Origin of the sequence: Paenibacillus sp. YAF4_2, from assembly GCF_052113225.1 — a bacterium.
Lineage (GTDB): Bacteria > Bacillota > Bacilli > Paenibacillales > Paenibacillaceae > Pristimantibacillus.
On the sequence record NZ_JBFRCT010000009.1, the window covers coordinates 195,418 to 212,065 of the forward strand.

Below are 16,648 nucleotides of genomic sequence, written 5' to 3' on the forward strand. Positions count from 1 at the left end.
TCGGAGGCTATCATTCTTGAAAGGCATCAGCAAGAAAATCAGATTTGTTCCAAGGCAGACCAGCCTTCAAACGAAAGTAGTTCTTATGTTTCTCATCTTGCTTTTGTTTGTAGTTTGCTGTTTTTTGGCCTATGTCAATTGGCAGGTAATCAGGCCGCTCAAGGAAAACAATGAAAACGAAAAGCAGCTCACGGCCGCTAAAATCAGCGGACAGCTGGACCAATATATTAAAAACCAGAATCAGCTGTCTCAGCGCGTTTTGTCTAACGAGCAAGTTACAGCAGCCTTATCTGGAGGTTATCATTCAGCGGATTCAGCAGAAGGTCTGACTCAGAGCCGAACTTTGAAAAGGATGATGTTTGAGGCTATCGGCCCCAGCGTCGATATACGAGATATGATCATCTACGATCTCGAAGGGCGGGCGCTTTCATCCTACATTGGTTATCCGACGAACCCGGTGAAGATCGAACCGAAGCTGAAGACTGAAATGGATAATAACGACTATATTTTATACCAGCAGTCTAATGGCATTACGGCATTTGATAGAGCAATCATCAATCAGAATGGCCAGATTTTTGGCTATCTATCCATTCAATTGGATCAATCCGAGCTGCAACTTCCAACGGAAGATGTTGCGGTTGGTGACGTCTATATCATCGACCAGGAGCATCAATTCATTGCCCGCTCACAAAATGCCAATGAGCCAAGCAAACTGGAGCTTCTGTCGGCAGACTCTGTGACCAGCGGCATGTATTTGGACGACAGTTCCAATTATGTCGCCTATAATCAATCCGCCAGCACCGGCTGGACAACCTATGTTGTAACTCCAAAGCACGCCGTGCTTGGACCGGTCAATTCTGTCCAATATTTATCAATTACGTTTATATCCATATTGATGCTGTTTTCATTCGTATATATCTATTTCAGTACCCGGAATCTGCTGCTGCCGATTCGGAAGCTGCGAGGCCAAATCTCACGCATTAACTATAGCAATCTGGATGTCAAAGTGGATAACCGTTCCCATAACAACGAGTTGATGGCTTTAAGTGATTCCTTCCAGGAGCTGTTAGGCCGTCTTCAGCAATCAATCGAAAACGAAAAGCTGGCGCTGCATGAAGAAATGAAGGCGAGAAACTCGGCTCTTCAATCGCAAATCGCACCGCATTTTATTCACAATGTGCTATATTTGATTAGTATTGCCGCCCAAGAGGGCAAAAACAAAGCGGTATCAGATATGTGTAAGCATCTGTCCGATTCGTTGCGTTATATCGTTACGTCTCCCTACCAGCATGTCTCATTGGCGGAAGAACTGGAGCATATCCGTAACTATTTATCGCTTGTCCAGCATAATTACGAAAACGACCTGGAATGGGAAATTATCGCTGATGATGCTGCCGCAAATCTTATACAGCTTCCAAGGCTGGTCATCCAGCCGTTCGTTGAAAATTGTATCGAGCATGCGTTTACGAATACCGATCCGCCTTGGCGCATCAAAATTCTGGTGAAGCTGTATAACGGGATTTGGGCCATCGAAATCAGTGATAATGGTGAAGGTATTGAAGCCGGTAAGATTAATGAAATCATGAATAATATTTCGAATTCCGAAGCGAGGGAGCATGAGCTCCATATGCCGTCAAGCTTTGGGAATATGGGAATTGTGAATACGGTGAATCGACTCAAGCTGATGTATAAGAACCGGCTATTTTTCAACCTGTACAATAACGCGGGGGAGGAAAAGGGTTCAACCGTACAAATTATCGCCTCTCTCACAAAAGATTTTTACTAGGAATATGCTTACGAAGCAAGAACTGTCATAAAAACGCCAAAGAATGGCTTATAAAGCAACAATTCTTTTTAGGAGGAGAAGCCTAATGTATACCGCCTTGATTGCTGAAGACAGCAAGCCGATACTACGAAATATCAAGGCGCTTCTCGAATCATCGGAACTGCCGATCCAGATCGTCGCAACCGCCTATAATGGGGAAGAGGCACTGGATTATATGAAGAAGCAGCCTGTCGACATCCTGATTACCGATATCCGGATGCCCAAGTTGGACGGGCTTGGACTTATCGAGCAGGCAAAGAAGCTGCATTCGTCGCTGAAAGTAGTGCTTATCAGCAGCTACAGCGATTTCGAATATACTCGCAAAGCGATTAATTTACAGGTGTTTGATTATTTACTGAAGCCTGTCGAGCGGAACCAGTTGATTGAGGTTATGGAACGGATCGTTGATTCGATCGCGGAAAAGCTGGAATATAGCCTTGAACCCCTGAAGTCGATTGCGCCTGCTGCTTTTCTATCCGGCTTGCGTCTTGGACCGCAATTTCATGAACAGCCTGTTTCGCTGTTTCTGATTGGCAGACAGCCGTTTAGCCCGAATTTGGGCAATTGGAAGATGGAAACGCTGCAAACGGTGCTCCAAGCCGTTTGCGAGCCGCAAGGCTGCTGGTTGTTTCCTGCTAAGGATTCGGACCGTTATATTGTTTTTGTCCAGCCCGCTTTAAAAGAACGGTTCGCCACAACGATTGCTTGGATGGAATCTATTGAACGTCAGCTGCTGAGTGTTGGTATTGAGATCGCCATGGCGGGACGATTCCAGCCGGTTGATATGAGCCAGCTGCAGCTTCAATATGACAGATTGAAATATTTACTCGATCAAGAAACGCTGCTCGATAAGAGAGTGCTGTTGGATACGGATTATCGCATTCCTGAACAAACAGGGAAGGAAGAGATGATTAGAAGCTTTACCGATATGATTGAACAGCGCCAGTCACAGCCATTCTTGATGAAGCTCCGTGAGTATCTGCAAATCTCTTATAACGAGCATACCCGTTATTACGATCTGGAGAAGCTTATAGCCGCGATCGGAGATGCTTTTGTCCATGCTTTGCCGAGCAGCGGACCGGAGGAAAGGCTGGCAGCGGCAGTAGCAGTCAAAGAAATGTTGGAGGAAGACAGCTACCAGAGATTCTGTGAGCAATGTCTGGACTGGTGTGCCCACAACTTTGAACTGCTGCAATTGCGCAACCGGAAAAGCGGAGAAGAGTTGTTCGAGCAGATGGATGCTTACGTGAAGCTCCATAAATTTTCGCAGCTTTCCATCAATGATCTTGCTGCCAAATTCCATGTCAGCGCGTCCTATGTGAGCCGGATCATAAAGCGTTATACGAACACAACATTCGTTCAATATTACATGGAGCTGAAGATCGAGGAAGCCTGCAAGCAGCTGCGCGCTAAGCCAGATTTGAAAATCAAGGAGCTCGCAGATGCGTTTTCCTTCTGTGACCAGCATTATTTCTCCCGTGTGTTCAAGGATCATACAGGTTTAAGCCCAAGCGAATATAAGGAGCAGCATGCCGGATTAGGGAGCTTGTTAGAATAGAAGCTAGAAACGAAAAAGCGGTGCATGGACGGATAATCCATGCACCGCTAATTATCAATAAAACCCGCTAAGCACAAGGCTTAGCGGGTTTTATTTGTATGATCTGTAGTGGGCTCGAACCACTGACCCCTACCCTGTCAAGATAGTGCTCTCCCAGCTGAGCTAACAGATCGTGTGAGTGATAGATATTAATATATCAGCATCCAAAATGATTGTCAACAGAATTGGAGCACAATTTTTACATCCTTTTAGCAACTCCCCAATCAGGAAGTGGCTTCCATTTATCGGATTTATATGATACATTTTGTAACAAAAGTAACTGTGTGATAGGGGGAATAAGATGAAGCGATATGGGGAGCTCGACTCATTAAGAGGACTTGCTGCGTTAAGCGTGGTGTTTAGTCATTTCATTATCATCTTGAGTGCTGTAACTTGGGTAGACAGCTTTAATTACACGCCGTTTCGAATCTTTAAGGCGGGTCACGAGGCGGTTATCTTTTTCTTCGTGCTTAGCGGTTTTGTCTTGTCGCTTCCCTTTTACTCGAATAAAAAGTTTATTTACTCCACTTATATAGTGAAACGAATTTGTCGAATTTATGTTCCTTTTTTGATTATACTGTTGTTCAGCCTTCTGCTTTATAAGCTTGTGTATGTTCCGAATCTAAGCTTTGATGGACTTCAATTGGAATGGTGGACGGAGCCACTAACCTTTAATACGGTGCTTCGTGAGCTGCTGCTTGTTCCTGAGTACATGGAGACGGCTATTAATCCGGTTATATGGTCCTTGACACAGGAGATGCGGATCTCGATTGTTTTCCCGCTGGTGATGATATTTATCATTCGATATGGATGGAAGATGAATCTGGCGATTGCAATTGGTTTGTCTCTGTTCTCGTATTTAGGTAACCTGATATTTACGATGTCAAACCAGAACCCTATTTCAACGAATTATTTGTACACGCTGCATTACATCGGGATGTTTATGATAGGTGCGTTGCTTGCTAAGAATAGGGAGAGTCTACTTCAGCGAATGAGTGGCTTATCTCGAATGATTAAGCTTACCGTATTTGCAGGAGGGTTGCTTTGCTACACTTATGCCGGTATCAGTGATACGGTTGTAAGAAAGCTATTGAAGATTGACGGTGCGTGGATCAGCTTAGCGGCCGACTGGGGAATTACGATTGGAGTTGTGTTACTCATTCTATCTTCATTATCCATAAATAGATTATCTAGAATGCTTCATATAAAGCCGATCGCTTTTCTAGGAAAAATATCTTACTCCCTTTATTTGCTCCATGCCGTTATTTTATTGACTTTTATTTATCTTCTACATAATATTATGCCAATATGGGCAATTGAAATGATTACGTTGATAACCTCCCTAATTGGAGCCTATGTTTCTTATCGGTTACTCGAATTACCTTCTATGAAGCTCGGTAGAGATTGGACATCAAGGAGAAGCAGACATGAAGACGAGCAGACAAAACGCAGAGCATTACATATGGGGGGACCAATGTGACGGTTGGCATTTGCTTAAAGCGCAGGATCTAAGCATCATCTATGAGCGTATGCCGGCACATACCGCTGAAGAAAGGCACTATCATGAGGAATCACAGCAGTTTTTCTTCGTGCTAGAGGGGACGGCGACCATTGAGATTGCCGGTGAGGTGCATGAGCTGCATCAGCATGAGGGAATTCATGTTGCTCCACATATCCCGCATCAGATGTTCAATAAGTCGGACAGCGATATCCAGTTCCTTGTGATTTCGGAACCAACGACAAGAGGGGACAGATTCCCTGCATAAGACAACCGCCATTCGTACCTTTCCGTACGGATGGCGGTTTTTTTGTATTCAGGAGACTGAGCTGTAAACTCTCGTTCCTCGAGGCTGGTCACCGTGTTCATCAGGTTCGAGAGTGATACCAATCGAATCAAAAGCAAGAGTTTCGCTTGCAACTGGCATAGCTAATACACCAATGCCTTGCTCATCAACTCGGAAAGTACCTGCACTATCTTTCTGACCGGAGTGGTTCAGCCATACTTGATAGACCGAATCACCCTTCGAAGCGGGCGCACCAAATACATAAACAACAAATTGTTTATTGCTTCCGTTATCGACGATACAAGCGACAGCATAGGAGGAGGCCACATCTTCAGACATAGGCTTTAAGGAAATGAGCTCATTTATCTGGGATGCTGAGACGGATAAAGCCTTTTCTATTGGAATGATCGCTGTGCTGCTGCGGTTGTTATAGAGGTGGTTTATATTCCATGCCGTACCCGCGATAAAGACGGCTAGTATTGCGGCTGCTGCTGCACCCCATGACAGCTTACGGAAGGAACGCTTGGATGCAGGCGGCGTAACGGCAGCAAGAGCGGCATCCATGACCTGCTGCTTCAAATCGCCAGGTGGATTGATCAATTCCATATCGGAAGGGAGGGAGTCCCATACCAAGCGCAGCTCTGCTAATTCGGTCTGACAAGACAGGCAGCCTGGAAGATGCCGCTCGAAAGCTTTTTTCTCTTTATCGGAGCAAACGCCGGATATATAGTCCAGAACATATTGGCATACCGTCACATTTTGCTGCTTCATGATTGCTCTCCTTCGGCTACAAGATGCCTGCGTAATATTTTTAACGTCTGATGCAGACGATTCTTAACCGTTCCTATCGGCTGATTGTAAATGGTTGCAAGCTCGCTTATGGTATAGCCCTGCCAGTAGAAATGCTCAAGCAAATGAATCTGCTGCTCTGACAAGTTGCCGTAAGCACTTCTGATCTGATCCTTCACGGAGCTGTTTAGCAGCGCTGCTTCCGGTGTTGCCGTTACATGATCTGGAATCCGATCGAGCTGCTCTTGTTCGACCTGAACAAGGGGAGCATTGTCTCTTCGTCTCTTGCGCAGCCAGTCGGTTGTAATATTACGAGTGATCGTCAGCAGCCAGCTGGAGTACCTACCCTGTTCAGGATTATAGACCGATTTGGTCGTCCATAATCGCATAAAAACGGCCTGCACGATTTCTCTGGCGACACTCTCATCCTTTAACGTTTTCCAGGCAAAGGAATAAACGAGAGATGAGTATCGGTCATATAAAATCGAAAGCGCCTCGCTCTGCTTGCTCTGTACGAGCAGCATCAATTGATGATCCGTAAGCTCTCGCATACGATAATGACCTCCACGATAATAGATAATATAACTCTATTCTACTAAAAACAGGGATAACCCCATATGGTTATCCCTCATTTCATTCTATTTATCCGAGACAACAATCGTTGCCTGCATCCCTGGATGAGGCATGCAGTGGTAGGCGAATTCACCGGCGTCATCAAATGTTACGGTTTTGTCTTCATTTTCTGCGAGCAGACCGGTGTCAAAGGAGCTGTCGTCTGCAGTTGCGCTATGTTTAATTTCATCCTTGTTTATAAAGGTAACGCGGTCTCCTGCCTTGATCTCCAGCTTGGCGGGGGAGAAGGCGAAATTCGAAATCTCAACGACATATTCCTTGCTTCCGTCCTCTGCTGAGGAGGCCGTATCATCGGGTGAGCTCTTTGGATGATCCTCATTACTTGCACCTGGTGATGCTTTAGAATCATCGTCATTCGAGCGTCCGCCATGATGATCATCATGGGATGGAGAAGATGATGGAGCTGCAGAAGGTTTAGGCGATGGTGTGGCTGAAGCTTGCGGCTTTGCTGTTGGTTTTATTTCCGAGGTTGCCGCTGGCGCCTCCGTTGGTTTCGCTGACTCATGCTGCATATGCTCATCACTTGGTGCGGTCGTTGAAGGAGATTGGCTTGGTGTAACCGTTGCCGTTTCCTGCGATGGTGATGATGATGTTGAAGCTGCCTTTTCCACTGAATTGCCGCATGCTGCCAGAAGAAGCACGAATATTAGTCCGGATAACAGGGTCAGTAAACCTTTATGCTGCTGTTTCCATTTCATCGTCCATCCCTCATTTCACAATTATGGTTCCCGTCATAAACGACTTGTGCAGCTCGCAAAAGTAACTATATGTTCCTGTCTTATCTAGCGTAATCGTATAGGATTCTCCGGTTTTTAGCATAGGTACTTTAAAGCTGCTGTCAACGGCTACTGCGTTATGTTCCATCTCATCATAATTGGTGAAAGTGATCTTGGAGCCTGCTTCAACAGTCAAGGGCTCTGTTCCAAACGAGAACTGTTTGATGTCAATTTGATACGACTTCACTTCTGCTGCCATTCCTTTAAAGGCAGAAGGATCAATGACGAACCATACTTTGTTGACGTTCTGACCAAGCACATCACCTGGCTTCTTATCCTGGATAAAGGTGTAAAGTGGGTAGCCTTTGTAAGCCCATTGCTTTGTTCCATCAGCTCGTGAAATGGTTGAGAAGTCTGCTTTGTTTAGGAAGGCGGGGATCTGAAGTTCGTCGGATTGGAAGATAGGCCAATTGACGAGGCATTGTCCCTGGCAAGCGTTAATATTATCCGCGTCCTTCGTGAAATAGTACAGAGTCATGCCATTGTTATCGGTCAAATAAGTACCTAACTCTTTATGGCTTCCTAGTTGGATTCCCTTGCCTTGTGGGAGCACTGCCGATTGCGGGATGACACCTTTCTTCTGGAGTGCAACAAAAAACGAGTCGCCCTGTACGTTAGGAACAGCCAAGGCTTCAATGAGTGCTGTAGCCAAATGAGCATTGGTCAAGAGGTTGACCGTTGCAATAGAAGCCATCCCTTTGGAAGCAGCGAAGGCTAAAGTGTCGGAATAAGCGAACTCAGTTCCAGAATGGAAGCCGATATTTTCGAGCAGTACTTTATATAGCTGTTGGGGGCTGATTGGATCACTAGGATGGAAGGTGCCGTCCGGATAGCCAGACCAGCCTAATTCAGAATGCTGTTTCAAATAGGCGAGGATAGGTCCATTCGATTTGCCCGCTTTGTCTGCATCTTTAAAGTTAGAAGCTGGGGTAAACGCCATCGCTTCCTTTAGATTTCCGTTCAGGCGTAAAGAAATAATGGCAGCTTGCATACGGGTGGTTTGCTTCGAGAGGTAGGGTTCATTTACACCGTTGCCATCACCGAGCAGCAATCCCAGCTTGGCAGCTGTCTCCGCATCTGTTGTGACAGAAGCGGCCGGTTGATCAGCCGCAGCTACGCCAATAACCGAAGATAATAAGCCGGTTAAAAGTACAGCCAAAAACATAAACATCATAAATCGTTTAGTTGTCATCATTAATCCTCCTTAAAGAATGATCGTCTCTTATAGGAGGTAACGAAGGAAATGAAAATGCGGTTTGATGGAAGTGGGAAATTTTTAGGTGAGGAAGGGAACGGTATCGAAGATCTATTTTTGTCCGCGCTATTGTATGAACATTGATCAGGAAAGATGATACGGAGTTTTTACAAAAACAGCATAATTCCTGAAAATCACTCATACGTGTATAGTAAGCACTTGCAATACAATAGGAGGCGGTCTCGTTTGGCAGAGGAATATGCCTATATGGCCGTATGGCTGCTAGGCTTGTTTGGCATCGTGGGTACGGTGAGCGCTTATGTTGCTCGGTTTGTCGTGAAGGATTCCTTGTCTTATGATCAAACACATGTGTGGCGAAGAAAACTGCCTCCTGAAACGAAAAAAAAATGAGGAAAACAAAAATCGGCTGTCCGCAAACGCGGCAGCCGATTTTCTGGTTTTTAGAACGTAGGTAAATTGTCGAGATTATTGTCTGTACGGCCATCCGCGTTGGAGCGGAGATGCTCATCATGATCACGGCCTTTAAAGACGTTTAGTCCGGCGATTTCATTATTTTTAACCATTGATTGTGCGGTTTTGTAATCCACAACACGGCCGGATGTTAACTGCAGCTCCACGATATCGCCGTCTCCGTTTTTACGTACGGCTACAACTTCTTCTGAATGATCCATTTTTTATCATCCTCCCATTGGCTATTATGGTTCAATTAGGTGGAAAAAATGCATGAATCGGAATTATAAGCGTTGGACCAGTCGGATCACTTTTGCATACACTAAAACAAAAGCGGATGTTTGCAGCGCCAGTAGCGCGGTGGATATCTGCTTTTGACTTTTTAATGAAGCTTATACGGTATAGACCTCATGCTGCTGAACGAAGCGCATTTTGCCCGTATGACCAATGAACTCCTCCATATTATCGTGATAATGCATAAGCCTCACTTTTTCCTGTATGACCTCCGGAAGTGTCAGCAGCTCATCCAAGCTTGCATGTACAACCCCGGGAGAAGTAAGCTGGCAGTCATGGAAAATGGTCTCCACACCATCATTGCTAAGTCGGCTGAGCAAATCACCATCAAATTTCATATCTGCCGAGTAAAAGAAGCGCTCGTTAAAGAGGAAGGAGTAGCTGAGTTTGCCGGCAATATGATCGGTAAGGATAAGCTTCACTTTAATCCCGGGATGAATCTCATACTCTTCGCCTTCTTTAATAGGCCGGACGTCGAAGAAATCGGTTATGGCCGTAAGCGGTTCCTGAGTAAGTCCTCCTCGAAGCGTCTGTTCCCACAATGGCTCCACAAGGGTATCCGCGATATAAAGGACAGGCTTCTTGCCATAGCGGAACATCATCTGGAACGCATATTCCTCAAGTCCCCCAACATGGTCGGCATGCATATGGCTGATAAGTACAGCGTCTAAATCATCAAACGAATAGCCAGCATCATGCAGCGATCGTGGTAAAGTAATGCCGCAATCGACAAGCAGCTTAAAGCCATCTACCTTAACCAGCGCATTATTGTTCGCGTATTTTTTCGCAAAAGCACCACCTGTGCCTAACATTTGAATTTGCAATTTGGAGCCCTCCCCGGTACATTTTCTTCCACTTTATCAAATGAGTATCTTGATGACAAACAACAGATGCACTTTTGCCTGCGCCTACATATAATGCAGTAGCATAACGGCGGGAGGACTGAAGGAAGCGATGAGTGCAGCAGCAGCGGCCAAAGGCAAAGGCAAAGTCGTCAAGAAGAAAAAGACTAGTGAGAAAAAGCAGTATCATTACAAGCTTGTATTATCTGATACATGTGGAGTATGCAAAACGCCTTGTGAGCGGGGAATGAACTATTGGAGGCGGATGCAGGAGCCCGGAGCGGTAGGGAAAGGTGTTCCTTGTATCTTGACTCGCACGTACAAATAAGGATGAATATTTCCTGGGCAAGCGCATGATTCTACAGCTTTTGACAGCTCTAGGATAATCCTGTTAGCTGTTAAAAACTTTTAGGCTTGTGCGCAACTTTGGACGAAATTCCGAGTATAACTTTTCATCCAGACAAAACGGATGGAGGGTTATCAGCAAATGTTGGTCAGATTTAAAAAAGTAGCCATTCTGCTCGCTATTTTGTCGGTATGCGGTGGTACATTTATATTTGCCGATTCGGCAGTACAAAAGGTACGAGTAATTGTAAATGGCAGTGAGCTTGATGACGGTGGAATTGTTGTAGACGGCAAGACGTATTTGCCGCTGCGCCAAATGGCAAACAGTCTGCATGCACTAGTCGACTGGGATAATCAGAGCAAGAAAGCGACGATTAATAAGCCTAATGTTCATATGATTTTATTCCAGGATAAAGTGATCTTTGGCAATGTGGACAAAGGAAATAAATATACGTTTAACGTTTTCTCTCAGATCGATAACTTGACAACGGACATTTCAGCCGTGAAAGTATCGATTACGGATCCTTACGGCACAGAGAAGGTTATTCAAACTCAGAACGTGAATATTACGAAGGATAACTTCTGGTATCGGACCGAAGATATCAAATATAACTTTGAGTTTGCAGGGAAATACGCCGTTCGATTTTATTTGAAGACATCACCATCAGATGACTGGACAGTCGTGTCGGAGAAGCTGATTTCTTCCCAATAGCTGTTAATATAGGACGCCTGTTGCTGTGAATACAGCAGCAAGGCGTCTTTTGTTTGACCGCCGTTCCTTCACATGGTACGATACGTTAGTATGTATAATTAACTGAAATGGGGTAATTCCATGAGCGAGCATCAACATGAGCACGGCGAAGACTGCGGTTGCGGACAAGATCATGAACATGATGAGCATGTGTTCATCGTGACAGACGACGAAGGCCAAGAGCGTGAAATGGTCATGGTCTATACATTTGAATCGGAGAATAACGTATATGCTGTATTGCTGGATCGTAACGACCCAGAAGCAGACGGTGTTATCTTCCGTATCGAAGAAGAGAACGAAGAGGCATTCCTCGTTGGAATCGAAGACGATGCAGAGTGGGAACGTGTAACAGCGATCTACGAAGAAATCGCAAAAACAGAGAACGAGAACAAAGAGGCTTAATAGCTCCTACTAGAACACCCGTCTTATTCGAGTAACTGCTGCTGCAGCTGCCCGGTAAGACGGGTGTTTTTTATACCTCAGTAGAGGCTCCTTATTTTCGCGGATTATAATAAATAGTTCGGCCGTTAAACATCGTAAGCTCGGCCTGAAGCTGTTTCGCTAAATATTTGCACAGCTCATTGGCCTTCGCCTTGTCGCCATGGGTTGAACCGTCCGGCAGCACGACTTGAACCGATGAAGGATCATCCGTACCATTACCAAAGATGATGTATTTGTAACCCGGATTCGTGCCTTGCAAGTAAAACCAGCGGTCATCCTGCTTGGACTCGATCGTATACGGAAAGGCTGAAGCTGCGTAATCCCAATCGAGCTGGGTTCCTGTTAATGCGGTTTGATCACGGTAATGCAGGAGCTTTTCCTTTAATTCTTCTAGCGATAGTTCACTTACGGCAGACCCTTGAACAAGCTTAATCACTGCGCTTTGACTCATTCGTCCCACCCCCATCTCATCATAGCATGCAGCTCAGAAGGTTTACAATAAGTGGAATAGGCAGGTATACAAAAAGCCGGCTGCATGACCCTGATGAGGGACTGCAGCCGGCTGTATTTCGTTAGAATATCGCATTTTCCTCGACAATTACTTTAACAAACTGAATGCTGCGGTCTTCCGGCCCTTTAACAGGGAGGCCAACCTCAACATGATCGACGATGTAGTCGATGTTTTTTTGCGAGATAACTTCACCCGGCAGCAAAATTGGAATACCCGGCGGGTACACATAAATAAATTCTGCAATAATTCGGCCAGCAGATTCCTTGAAAGGAACAACCTCAGTCTCGCCATAGAAGGCATCGCGAGGGGTTAAGGAGAGCTGTGGAATTTCCGGAATTTTGACAACCAGCTCGCGGGCCTCAGCCCCTTCATGGAACGCTTCGGATAGACCACGAAGTGAAATAAGTAGTTTATCAATGGAATCGGACGTATCTCCTGGCGTAACTAGGCAAAGAATGTTATACATGTCACTCATCTCGATCTCTACATTGTAGTGATCACGGAGCCAGTTCTCTACTTCGTAACCCGTAACACCTAAGTGACGAACATGAATCGTTACCTTGGTTGGGTCATAGTCATAGGTTGCTTCATCGCCAAGAATATCTTCTCCGAAGCATTCCAGACCCGGGATCTTATTGATTTGCTCACGAGCATATTGGGCAAGTCCAATTGCGCGTTCTGCAATTTCATGTCCATTAATAGCCAGGTTGCGGCGGGAAGTATCCAGCGATGCAAGCAGAATATATGAGGTGGATGTGGTTGTCAGCATACTAAGGATCGTCTGAATCCGGAACGGATTAATACGGCCTTTGCGTACGTTAAGAACTGAGCTTTGTGTCATCGACCCACCCAGCTTATGTACGCTTGTTGCCGCCATGTCAGCGCCTGCTTGCATTGCGGACATCGGCAATTTCTCATGGAAATGGATAAGTACGCCATGAGCTTCATCAACCAGAACAGGAATATCGTAGCTGTGGACGAGATCTACAATCTCCTTCAGGTTTGCGCATATGCCAAAGTATGTCGGGTTAATGACAAGAACAGCTTTCGCGTCAGGATGACGGTCGAGCGCGCGTTTTACCGAACGAGTTGTAATGCCATGATCGATCCCCAGATTCGAATCGCGTGCAGGCGAGATGAATACAGGGCGTGCACCAGCGAAAATAATCGCAGCCATAACCGATTTGTGCACATTGCGGGGTACGATAATTTTATCACCTGGCGAGCAGACCGTAAGAATCATTGTAATAATCGCGCCACTTGTTCCTTGAACGGAGAAGTAGGTGTAATCGGCGCCAAAGGCATCGGCTGCAAGTTTTTGCGCTTCTTCAATAACGCCGGTTGGCTGATGCAAGTCATCAAGCGGAGCAATATTTATAAGATCGATCGACAAGGCGTTGTCGCCGATAAATTCGCGAAACTCAGTATCGCTGCCGAGACCTTTCTTATGCCCCGGAATATGAAATTGTACCGGATCGTTCTCCGCATGGCGGCGGAGTGCGCTGAAGAGCGGGGTTTTGTTATGATCCATCGCTTTCGTCCCTGCCTTTCGAATGTCGTCTATTGTCTATTGTACAAACAAAGTTGAGTATAGCAAATACAAGTCGGAATGCAAGCAACAATTTTATCGCAGGGCTAGGCATCCTGGTGTTGAACGAGCATTGTTCTCCATTTGTTCATAACAAAGCACTGGTTTGATATGTTACGATATTGGATGGGGTGAAAACAAAATGCGTGATAAACGACTTTTAATTGTAATGGCCATTCTAATGACCACCTTCATCGGGTTTGGGATTATTATTCCTGTTATGCCTGAAATGATTAAAGCAGTTAACCCGGGTAATGCCGAAAAACATACGGGCTACATGCTCGCCTTGTATTCTGCGGTATCCTTCATACTCTCTCCTTATTGGGGAGGCTTATCCGACCGGATTGGCAGAAGGCCAATTATTATTATAGGGGTTACGGGTTTTGCAATCAGTTTCCTTCTGTTTGGCCTATCGTCGGACAACCTGACGATGATGTACATGTCACGTATATTAGGAGGATTGTTCTCCGGTGCGGTTACATCCGTCATTGTTGCTTACGTGGCTGACATTACACCGCCTGATCAGCGTACGAAAGGAATGGGGCTTGTTGGGATGTCGATCGGGTTTGGTTTTACGATTGGCCCGGGCGTTGGCGGACTGCTCAGCCAGGTTACACTGGAGACGCCATTCTATGCTGCATCTGTGATGGCATTAATCACATTAATTCTTGCTTTCGTAATGCTGAAGGAATCGCTGCCGCTAGAGAAGAGAAGGGCAGCAAGTGAGAAGCGGCCTTCCCGCTGGTCTGCTTTTACAGGGCCGCTTAAATACTTGTACGTATTGGCCTTCTTCGTTACTTTCACGTTGGCGGGTATGGAGGCAACACTGCAGTTCTTCGGTATTCAGCGCTTTGACGTCACACCACTGCAGGTAGGTATTCTGTTCTTCGTCTGCGGCTTTGTTGGCGCACTTGTGCAAGGTGGTGTTGTTCGCCGCCGGATCAAGAAAGGACAGGAGCCGCAATATATTGCAGCTGGACTTATCATTTCGGCTGTCGGATTCTTCCTGCTGCTGGCCGCTCATTCCTTATGGTGGGCTACGCTGTCGCTTGCGGTATTTGGCATCGGCAACTCCTTGATTCGTCCTTGTGTCACATCCTTGATTACACAGAAGACGCAGGTTGGACAAGGCGTTGCATCGGGTCTTAGCTCCTCAATGGACAGCTTGGGCCGGATTCTGGGGCCGCTAATTGGTTCGTTCTTGTTTACGATGGATTTGCGACTGCCCTATGTATCGGGCGGCATCTTATGTCTCGCAGCTCTGCTGCTGCTTCTGCAATTCCGGAAGATGGACAGCACAAGCTCAGTAACTGCTGTTCAGGAATAGCTTTTAATCTAAAGCCGGTTTCTCATCATTTGATGAGGAGCCGGCTTTTTTTTGATTTTTCCAAAGAATGGCTTGTCTGGAAGTCGCATATAGATGAGGTAGGGTAAAAAAGAGGTGAATGAAAGTATGGGAATGTTGTCTTGGCGCAAATGGACGGCAATTATTTTGGGGAGTCTGCTTATTTCGGCCGGAATCAATTTTTTTCTAATGCCATTAATGATATTGGATGGGGGCCTTATTGGAGTTGCCCTTATCGTAAATTATCTATTTCATATTCAAGTTGGGTTAACGATGCTGATCTGCAGCATTCCAATCTTCGGTTTGGCGTGGTTTCAAAGCCGGAGTATGATCTACCAGAGTATTAACGGCTTGCTGTTGTCCAGTTATGTCATCGATTTGCTAAGCCCGTATCGATTTTATTTTCTCTATTATTTCGAGTGGACCCCATTCACTCGCGCTGTGATTGGCGGGTTTTGCATTGGGACAGGCATCGGCATTATGCTTCGCAACGGCAGTACAACGGGCGGGACTGATTTGCTTGCTCATTACCTTACCCGCTACATTCCTCTTAACGTAGGTGTGATTATTTTTCTGACGGATTTTTTGATTATCGGTACGGGAGCTTTCTTGCTGCCTGAAAATACGTTCTTACTATCCTTAATTACAGTGGCGGCAGGGGGAGTAGCAACCAGCTTATGTACTTGGAACTTGCCGCATAACCCTCACTTTAAACATGAATAAAGCCGGTGGCATGTGCCTCCGGCTTTATTCATGTTTTGCTGGTTTCCAGTGCTTAAGGAGCCAAGCCTTTCATAATAAAGGCTATCGTCGCTTCCCGTTCCTGTTCGTCATCCCAACTACTTCCGTCACGTTTGCCATATAAGGTGCGTACAGCGGCGTAGCCAATTAAGGAAGATACAGTCAAGCGAATGATGGTATAAGGTGACCAGTCAACTAGTGTACCGTCCTCCTGGAACCGGCGGATGTTCGGAGTGATTTTCTCAAATACCTTGGCAAGAACAAGATTCTCGAATTGCTCCTGCAATTCAGGGTGAAACGGAATTTCCTGAATAAAGATCTTAAGCACATGCATGTGCTTCTCCAGGAACGCAAGCCTGTTCTCGAGAATCGCACGAAGCATCTGGTCATAGCTGTCATATTTGCTATCCAGCACTTTATAAAATTCCCGCATAACAAACGGTGCGACGAGCTTTGCCATGACAGGTGCTACGATGGATACAAGCAGGTCTTTTTTAGTTTTGTAATGACGGAATATCGTTCCTTCCGCTACCCCAGCGCGTTGTGCAATCTCATTGGTGGAAGACGCGGCATAACCTTTCTCTGCGAAAATCTCGGAAGCTGCTCTAACGATCCTAAGCTGCTTCTCTGTCATCGTCTTCTCGCCCCCGAGCTTGCCCAGCTCTTCCAGCCATTCTTCAATCGGCTCGCTCATTCTGACACTCCCTCTATTCATTCCCT

The 16,648-nt window shown here is 45.8% G+C and carries 19 protein-coding genes and 1 tRNA gene; 10 read left to right on the forward strand and 10 right to left on the reverse strand.

Annotated elements, in window-relative coordinates:
* Positions 1-16: 16 nt before the first annotated feature.
* On the forward strand, positions 17-1,786 hold the full coding sequence (locus AB4Y93_RS21135; RefSeq protein WP_441894822.1) for a sensor histidine kinase: 1,770 nt from the start codon (positions 17-19) through the stop codon (positions 1,784-1,786).
* A gap of 85 nt (positions 1,787-1,871) precedes the next feature.
* Positions 1,872-3,383, forward strand: a complete 1,512-nt coding sequence (locus tag AB4Y93_RS21140; protein ID WP_441894824.1) for a response regulator transcription factor — start codon at positions 1,872-1,874, stop codon at positions 3,381-3,383.
* Between the two features lie 99 nt (positions 3,384-3,482).
* Here the strand turns inward: AB4Y93_RS21140 and AB4Y93_RS21145 are convergent.
* Positions 3,483-3,555 (reverse strand) — tRNA-Val (locus tag AB4Y93_RS21145).
* A gap of 168 nt (positions 3,556-3,723) precedes the next feature.
* Between AB4Y93_RS21145 and AB4Y93_RS21150 the strand changes: the two genes are divergently transcribed.
* Complete coding sequence (locus AB4Y93_RS21150; protein WP_441894826.1) at positions 3,724-4,902, forward strand: acyltransferase family protein; 1,179 nt, start codon at positions 3,724-3,726, stop codon at positions 4,900-4,902.
* Positions 4,850-5,188 (forward strand): cupin domain-containing protein, encoded by a 339-nt coding sequence (locus AB4Y93_RS21155; protein WP_441894828.1) that lies wholly within the window; start codon positions 4,850-4,852, stop codon positions 5,186-5,188. The genes AB4Y93_RS21150 and AB4Y93_RS21155 overlap by 53 nt, the downstream gene beginning before the upstream one ends.
* Before the next feature lie 48 nt (positions 5,189-5,236).
* On the opposite strand, the gene AB4Y93_RS21160 is transcribed toward AB4Y93_RS21155, so the two are convergent.
* From AB4Y93_RS21160 to AB4Y93_RS21175, 4 genes are all read right to left on the reverse strand, one after another.
* On the reverse strand, positions 5,237-5,977 hold the full coding sequence (locus AB4Y93_RS21160; RefSeq protein ID WP_441894830.1) for an anti-sigma factor: 741 nt from the start codon (positions 5,975-5,977) through the stop codon (positions 5,237-5,239).
* Positions 5,974-6,546, reverse strand: coding sequence for an RNA polymerase sigma factor (locus AB4Y93_RS21165; protein WP_167277848.1), 573 nt, complete (start codon positions 6,544-6,546; stop codon positions 5,974-5,976). The genes AB4Y93_RS21160 and AB4Y93_RS21165 overlap by 4 nt, the downstream gene beginning before the upstream one ends.
* Positions 6,547-6,633: 87 nt before the next feature.
* Positions 6,634-7,326 carry a cupredoxin domain-containing protein gene (locus AB4Y93_RS21170; protein ID WP_441894832.1) on the reverse strand — a complete coding sequence of 231 codons (693 nt, stop codon included), beginning with the start codon at positions 7,324-7,326 and terminating at the stop codon, positions 6,634-6,636.
* Between the two features lie 10 nt (positions 7,327-7,336).
* A complete protein-coding gene (locus AB4Y93_RS21175) occupies positions 7,337-8,599 on the reverse strand; it encodes a plastocyanin/azurin family copper-binding protein (RefSeq protein WP_441894833.1) in 1,263 nt (420 codons plus the stop codon).
* A gap of 246 nt (positions 8,600-8,845) precedes the next feature.
* Here AB4Y93_RS21175 and AB4Y93_RS21180 point away from each other — a divergent pair, with 246 nt between their 5' ends.
* A complete protein-coding gene (locus AB4Y93_RS21180; protein ID WP_441894834.1) occupies positions 8,846-9,010 on the forward strand; it encodes a hypothetical protein in 165 nt (54 codons plus the stop codon).
* Positions 9,011-9,060: 50 nt separating this feature from the next.
* On the opposite strand, the gene AB4Y93_RS21185 is transcribed toward AB4Y93_RS21180, so the two are convergent.
* A complete protein-coding gene (locus AB4Y93_RS21185; protein ID WP_441894836.1) occupies positions 9,061-9,291 on the reverse strand; it encodes a DUF3892 domain-containing protein in 231 nt (76 codons plus the stop codon).
* A 171-nt stretch (positions 9,292-9,462) separates the two neighbouring features.
* Positions 9,463-10,188, reverse strand: coding sequence for an MBL fold metallo-hydrolase (locus AB4Y93_RS21190; protein WP_441894838.1), 726 nt, complete (start codon positions 10,186-10,188; stop codon positions 9,463-9,465).
* A 130-nt stretch (positions 10,189-10,318) separates the two neighbouring features.
* Here AB4Y93_RS21190 and AB4Y93_RS21195 point away from each other — a divergent pair, with 130 nt between their 5' ends.
* From AB4Y93_RS21195 to AB4Y93_RS21205, 3 genes are all read left to right on the forward strand, one after another.
* Entirely contained in the window at positions 10,319-10,534 is a 216-nt protein-coding gene (locus AB4Y93_RS21195; protein ID WP_441894840.1) for a hypothetical protein, read from the forward strand.
* A 159-nt stretch (positions 10,535-10,693) separates the two neighbouring features.
* Entirely contained in the window at positions 10,694-11,263 is a 570-nt protein-coding gene (locus AB4Y93_RS21200) for a stalk domain-containing protein (RefSeq protein ID WP_441894841.1), read from the forward strand.
* Positions 11,264-11,383: 120 nt separating this feature from the next.
* A complete protein-coding gene (locus AB4Y93_RS21205) occupies positions 11,384-11,704 on the forward strand; it encodes a DUF1292 domain-containing protein (protein WP_167277864.1) in 321 nt (106 codons plus the stop codon).
* Positions 11,705-11,795: 91 nt separating this feature from the next.
* On the opposite strand, the gene AB4Y93_RS21210 is transcribed toward AB4Y93_RS21205, so the two are convergent.
* Positions 11,796-12,194, reverse strand: a complete 399-nt coding sequence (locus AB4Y93_RS21210; protein ID WP_167277866.1) for a DUF1885 family protein — start codon at positions 12,192-12,194, stop codon at positions 11,796-11,798.
* Positions 12,195-12,315: 121 nt separating this feature from the next.
* A complete protein-coding gene (locus AB4Y93_RS21215) occupies positions 12,316-13,785 on the reverse strand; it encodes an aminotransferase class I/II-fold pyridoxal phosphate-dependent enzyme (RefSeq protein WP_441894844.1) in 1,470 nt (489 codons plus the stop codon).
* A gap of 199 nt (positions 13,786-13,984) precedes the next feature.
* Between AB4Y93_RS21215 and AB4Y93_RS21220 the strand changes: the two genes are divergently transcribed.
* Both AB4Y93_RS21220 and AB4Y93_RS21225 read left to right on the forward strand, forming a co-directional pair.
* Positions 13,985-15,169 carry an MFS transporter gene (locus tag AB4Y93_RS21220; RefSeq protein WP_441894845.1) on the forward strand — a complete coding sequence of 395 codons (1,185 nt, stop codon included), beginning with the start codon at positions 13,985-13,987 and terminating at the stop codon, positions 15,167-15,169.
* A gap of 126 nt (positions 15,170-15,295) precedes the next feature.
* Complete coding sequence (locus tag AB4Y93_RS21225) at positions 15,296-15,910, forward strand: YitT family protein (RefSeq protein WP_441894846.1); 615 nt, start codon at positions 15,296-15,298, stop codon at positions 15,908-15,910.
* Between the two features lie 52 nt (positions 15,911-15,962).
* On the opposite strand, the gene AB4Y93_RS21230 is transcribed toward AB4Y93_RS21225, so the two are convergent.
* Positions 15,963-16,622, reverse strand: coding sequence for a TetR/AcrR family transcriptional regulator (locus tag AB4Y93_RS21230; protein ID WP_441894847.1), 660 nt, complete (start codon positions 16,620-16,622; stop codon positions 15,963-15,965).
* Positions 16,623-16,648 lie beyond the last annotated feature (26 nt).

What these genes read in the sequence shown, in the direction of transcription:
- AB4Y93_RS21140 (WP_441894824.1), top strand. Translation starts at nt 1,872, where the DNA reads ATGTATACCGCCTTGATTGCTGAAGACAGCAAGCCGATACTACGAAAT.
- AB4Y93_RS21150 (WP_441894826.1), top strand. Translation starts at nt 3,724, where the DNA reads ATGAAGCGATATGGGGAGCTCGACTCATTAAGAGGACTTGCTGCGTTA.
- AB4Y93_RS21155 (WP_441894828.1), top strand. Translation starts at nt 4,850, where the DNA reads ATGAAGACGAGCAGACAAAACGCAGAGCATTACATATGGGGGGACCAA.
- AB4Y93_RS21160 (WP_441894830.1), bottom strand. Translation starts at nt 5,977, where the DNA reads ATGAAGCAGCAAAATGTGACGGTATGCCAATATGTTCTGGACTATATA.
- AB4Y93_RS21165 (WP_167277848.1), bottom strand. Translation starts at nt 6,546, where the DNA reads ATGCGAGAGCTTACGGATCATCAATTGATGCTGCTCGTACAGAGCAAG.
- AB4Y93_RS21170 (WP_441894832.1), bottom strand. Translation starts at nt 7,326, where the DNA reads ATGAAATGGAAACAGCAGCATAAAGGTTTACTGACCCTGTTATCCGGA.
- AB4Y93_RS21175 (WP_441894833.1), bottom strand. Translation starts at nt 8,599, where the DNA reads ATGATGACAACTAAACGATTTATGATGTTTATGTTTTTGGCTGTACTT.
- AB4Y93_RS21185 (WP_441894836.1), bottom strand. Translation starts at nt 9,291, where the DNA reads ATGGATCATTCAGAAGAAGTTGTAGCCGTACGTAAAAACGGAGACGGC.
- AB4Y93_RS21195 (WP_441894840.1), top strand. Translation starts at nt 10,319, where the DNA reads ATGAGTGCAGCAGCAGCGGCCAAAGGCAAAGGCAAAGTCGTCAAGAAG.
- AB4Y93_RS21200 (WP_441894841.1), top strand. Translation starts at nt 10,694, where the DNA reads ATGTTGGTCAGATTTAAAAAAGTAGCCATTCTGCTCGCTATTTTGTCG.
- AB4Y93_RS21205 (WP_167277864.1), top strand. Translation starts at nt 11,384, where the DNA reads ATGAGCGAGCATCAACATGAGCACGGCGAAGACTGCGGTTGCGGACAA.
- AB4Y93_RS21210 (WP_167277866.1), bottom strand. Translation starts at nt 12,194, where the DNA reads ATGAGTCAAAGCGCAGTGATTAAGCTTGTTCAAGGGTCTGCCGTAAGT.
- AB4Y93_RS21215 (WP_441894844.1), bottom strand. Translation starts at nt 13,785, where the DNA reads ATGGATCATAACAAAACCCCGCTCTTCAGCGCACTCCGCCGCCATGCG.
- AB4Y93_RS21220 (WP_441894845.1), top strand. Translation starts at nt 13,985, where the DNA reads ATGCGTGATAAACGACTTTTAATTGTAATGGCCATTCTAATGACCACC.
- AB4Y93_RS21225 (WP_441894846.1), top strand. Translation starts at nt 15,296, where the DNA reads ATGGGAATGTTGTCTTGGCGCAAATGGACGGCAATTATTTTGGGGAGT.
- AB4Y93_RS21230 (WP_441894847.1), bottom strand. Translation starts at nt 16,622, where the DNA reads ATGAGCGAGCCGATTGAAGAATGGCTGGAAGAGCTGGGCAAGCTCGGG.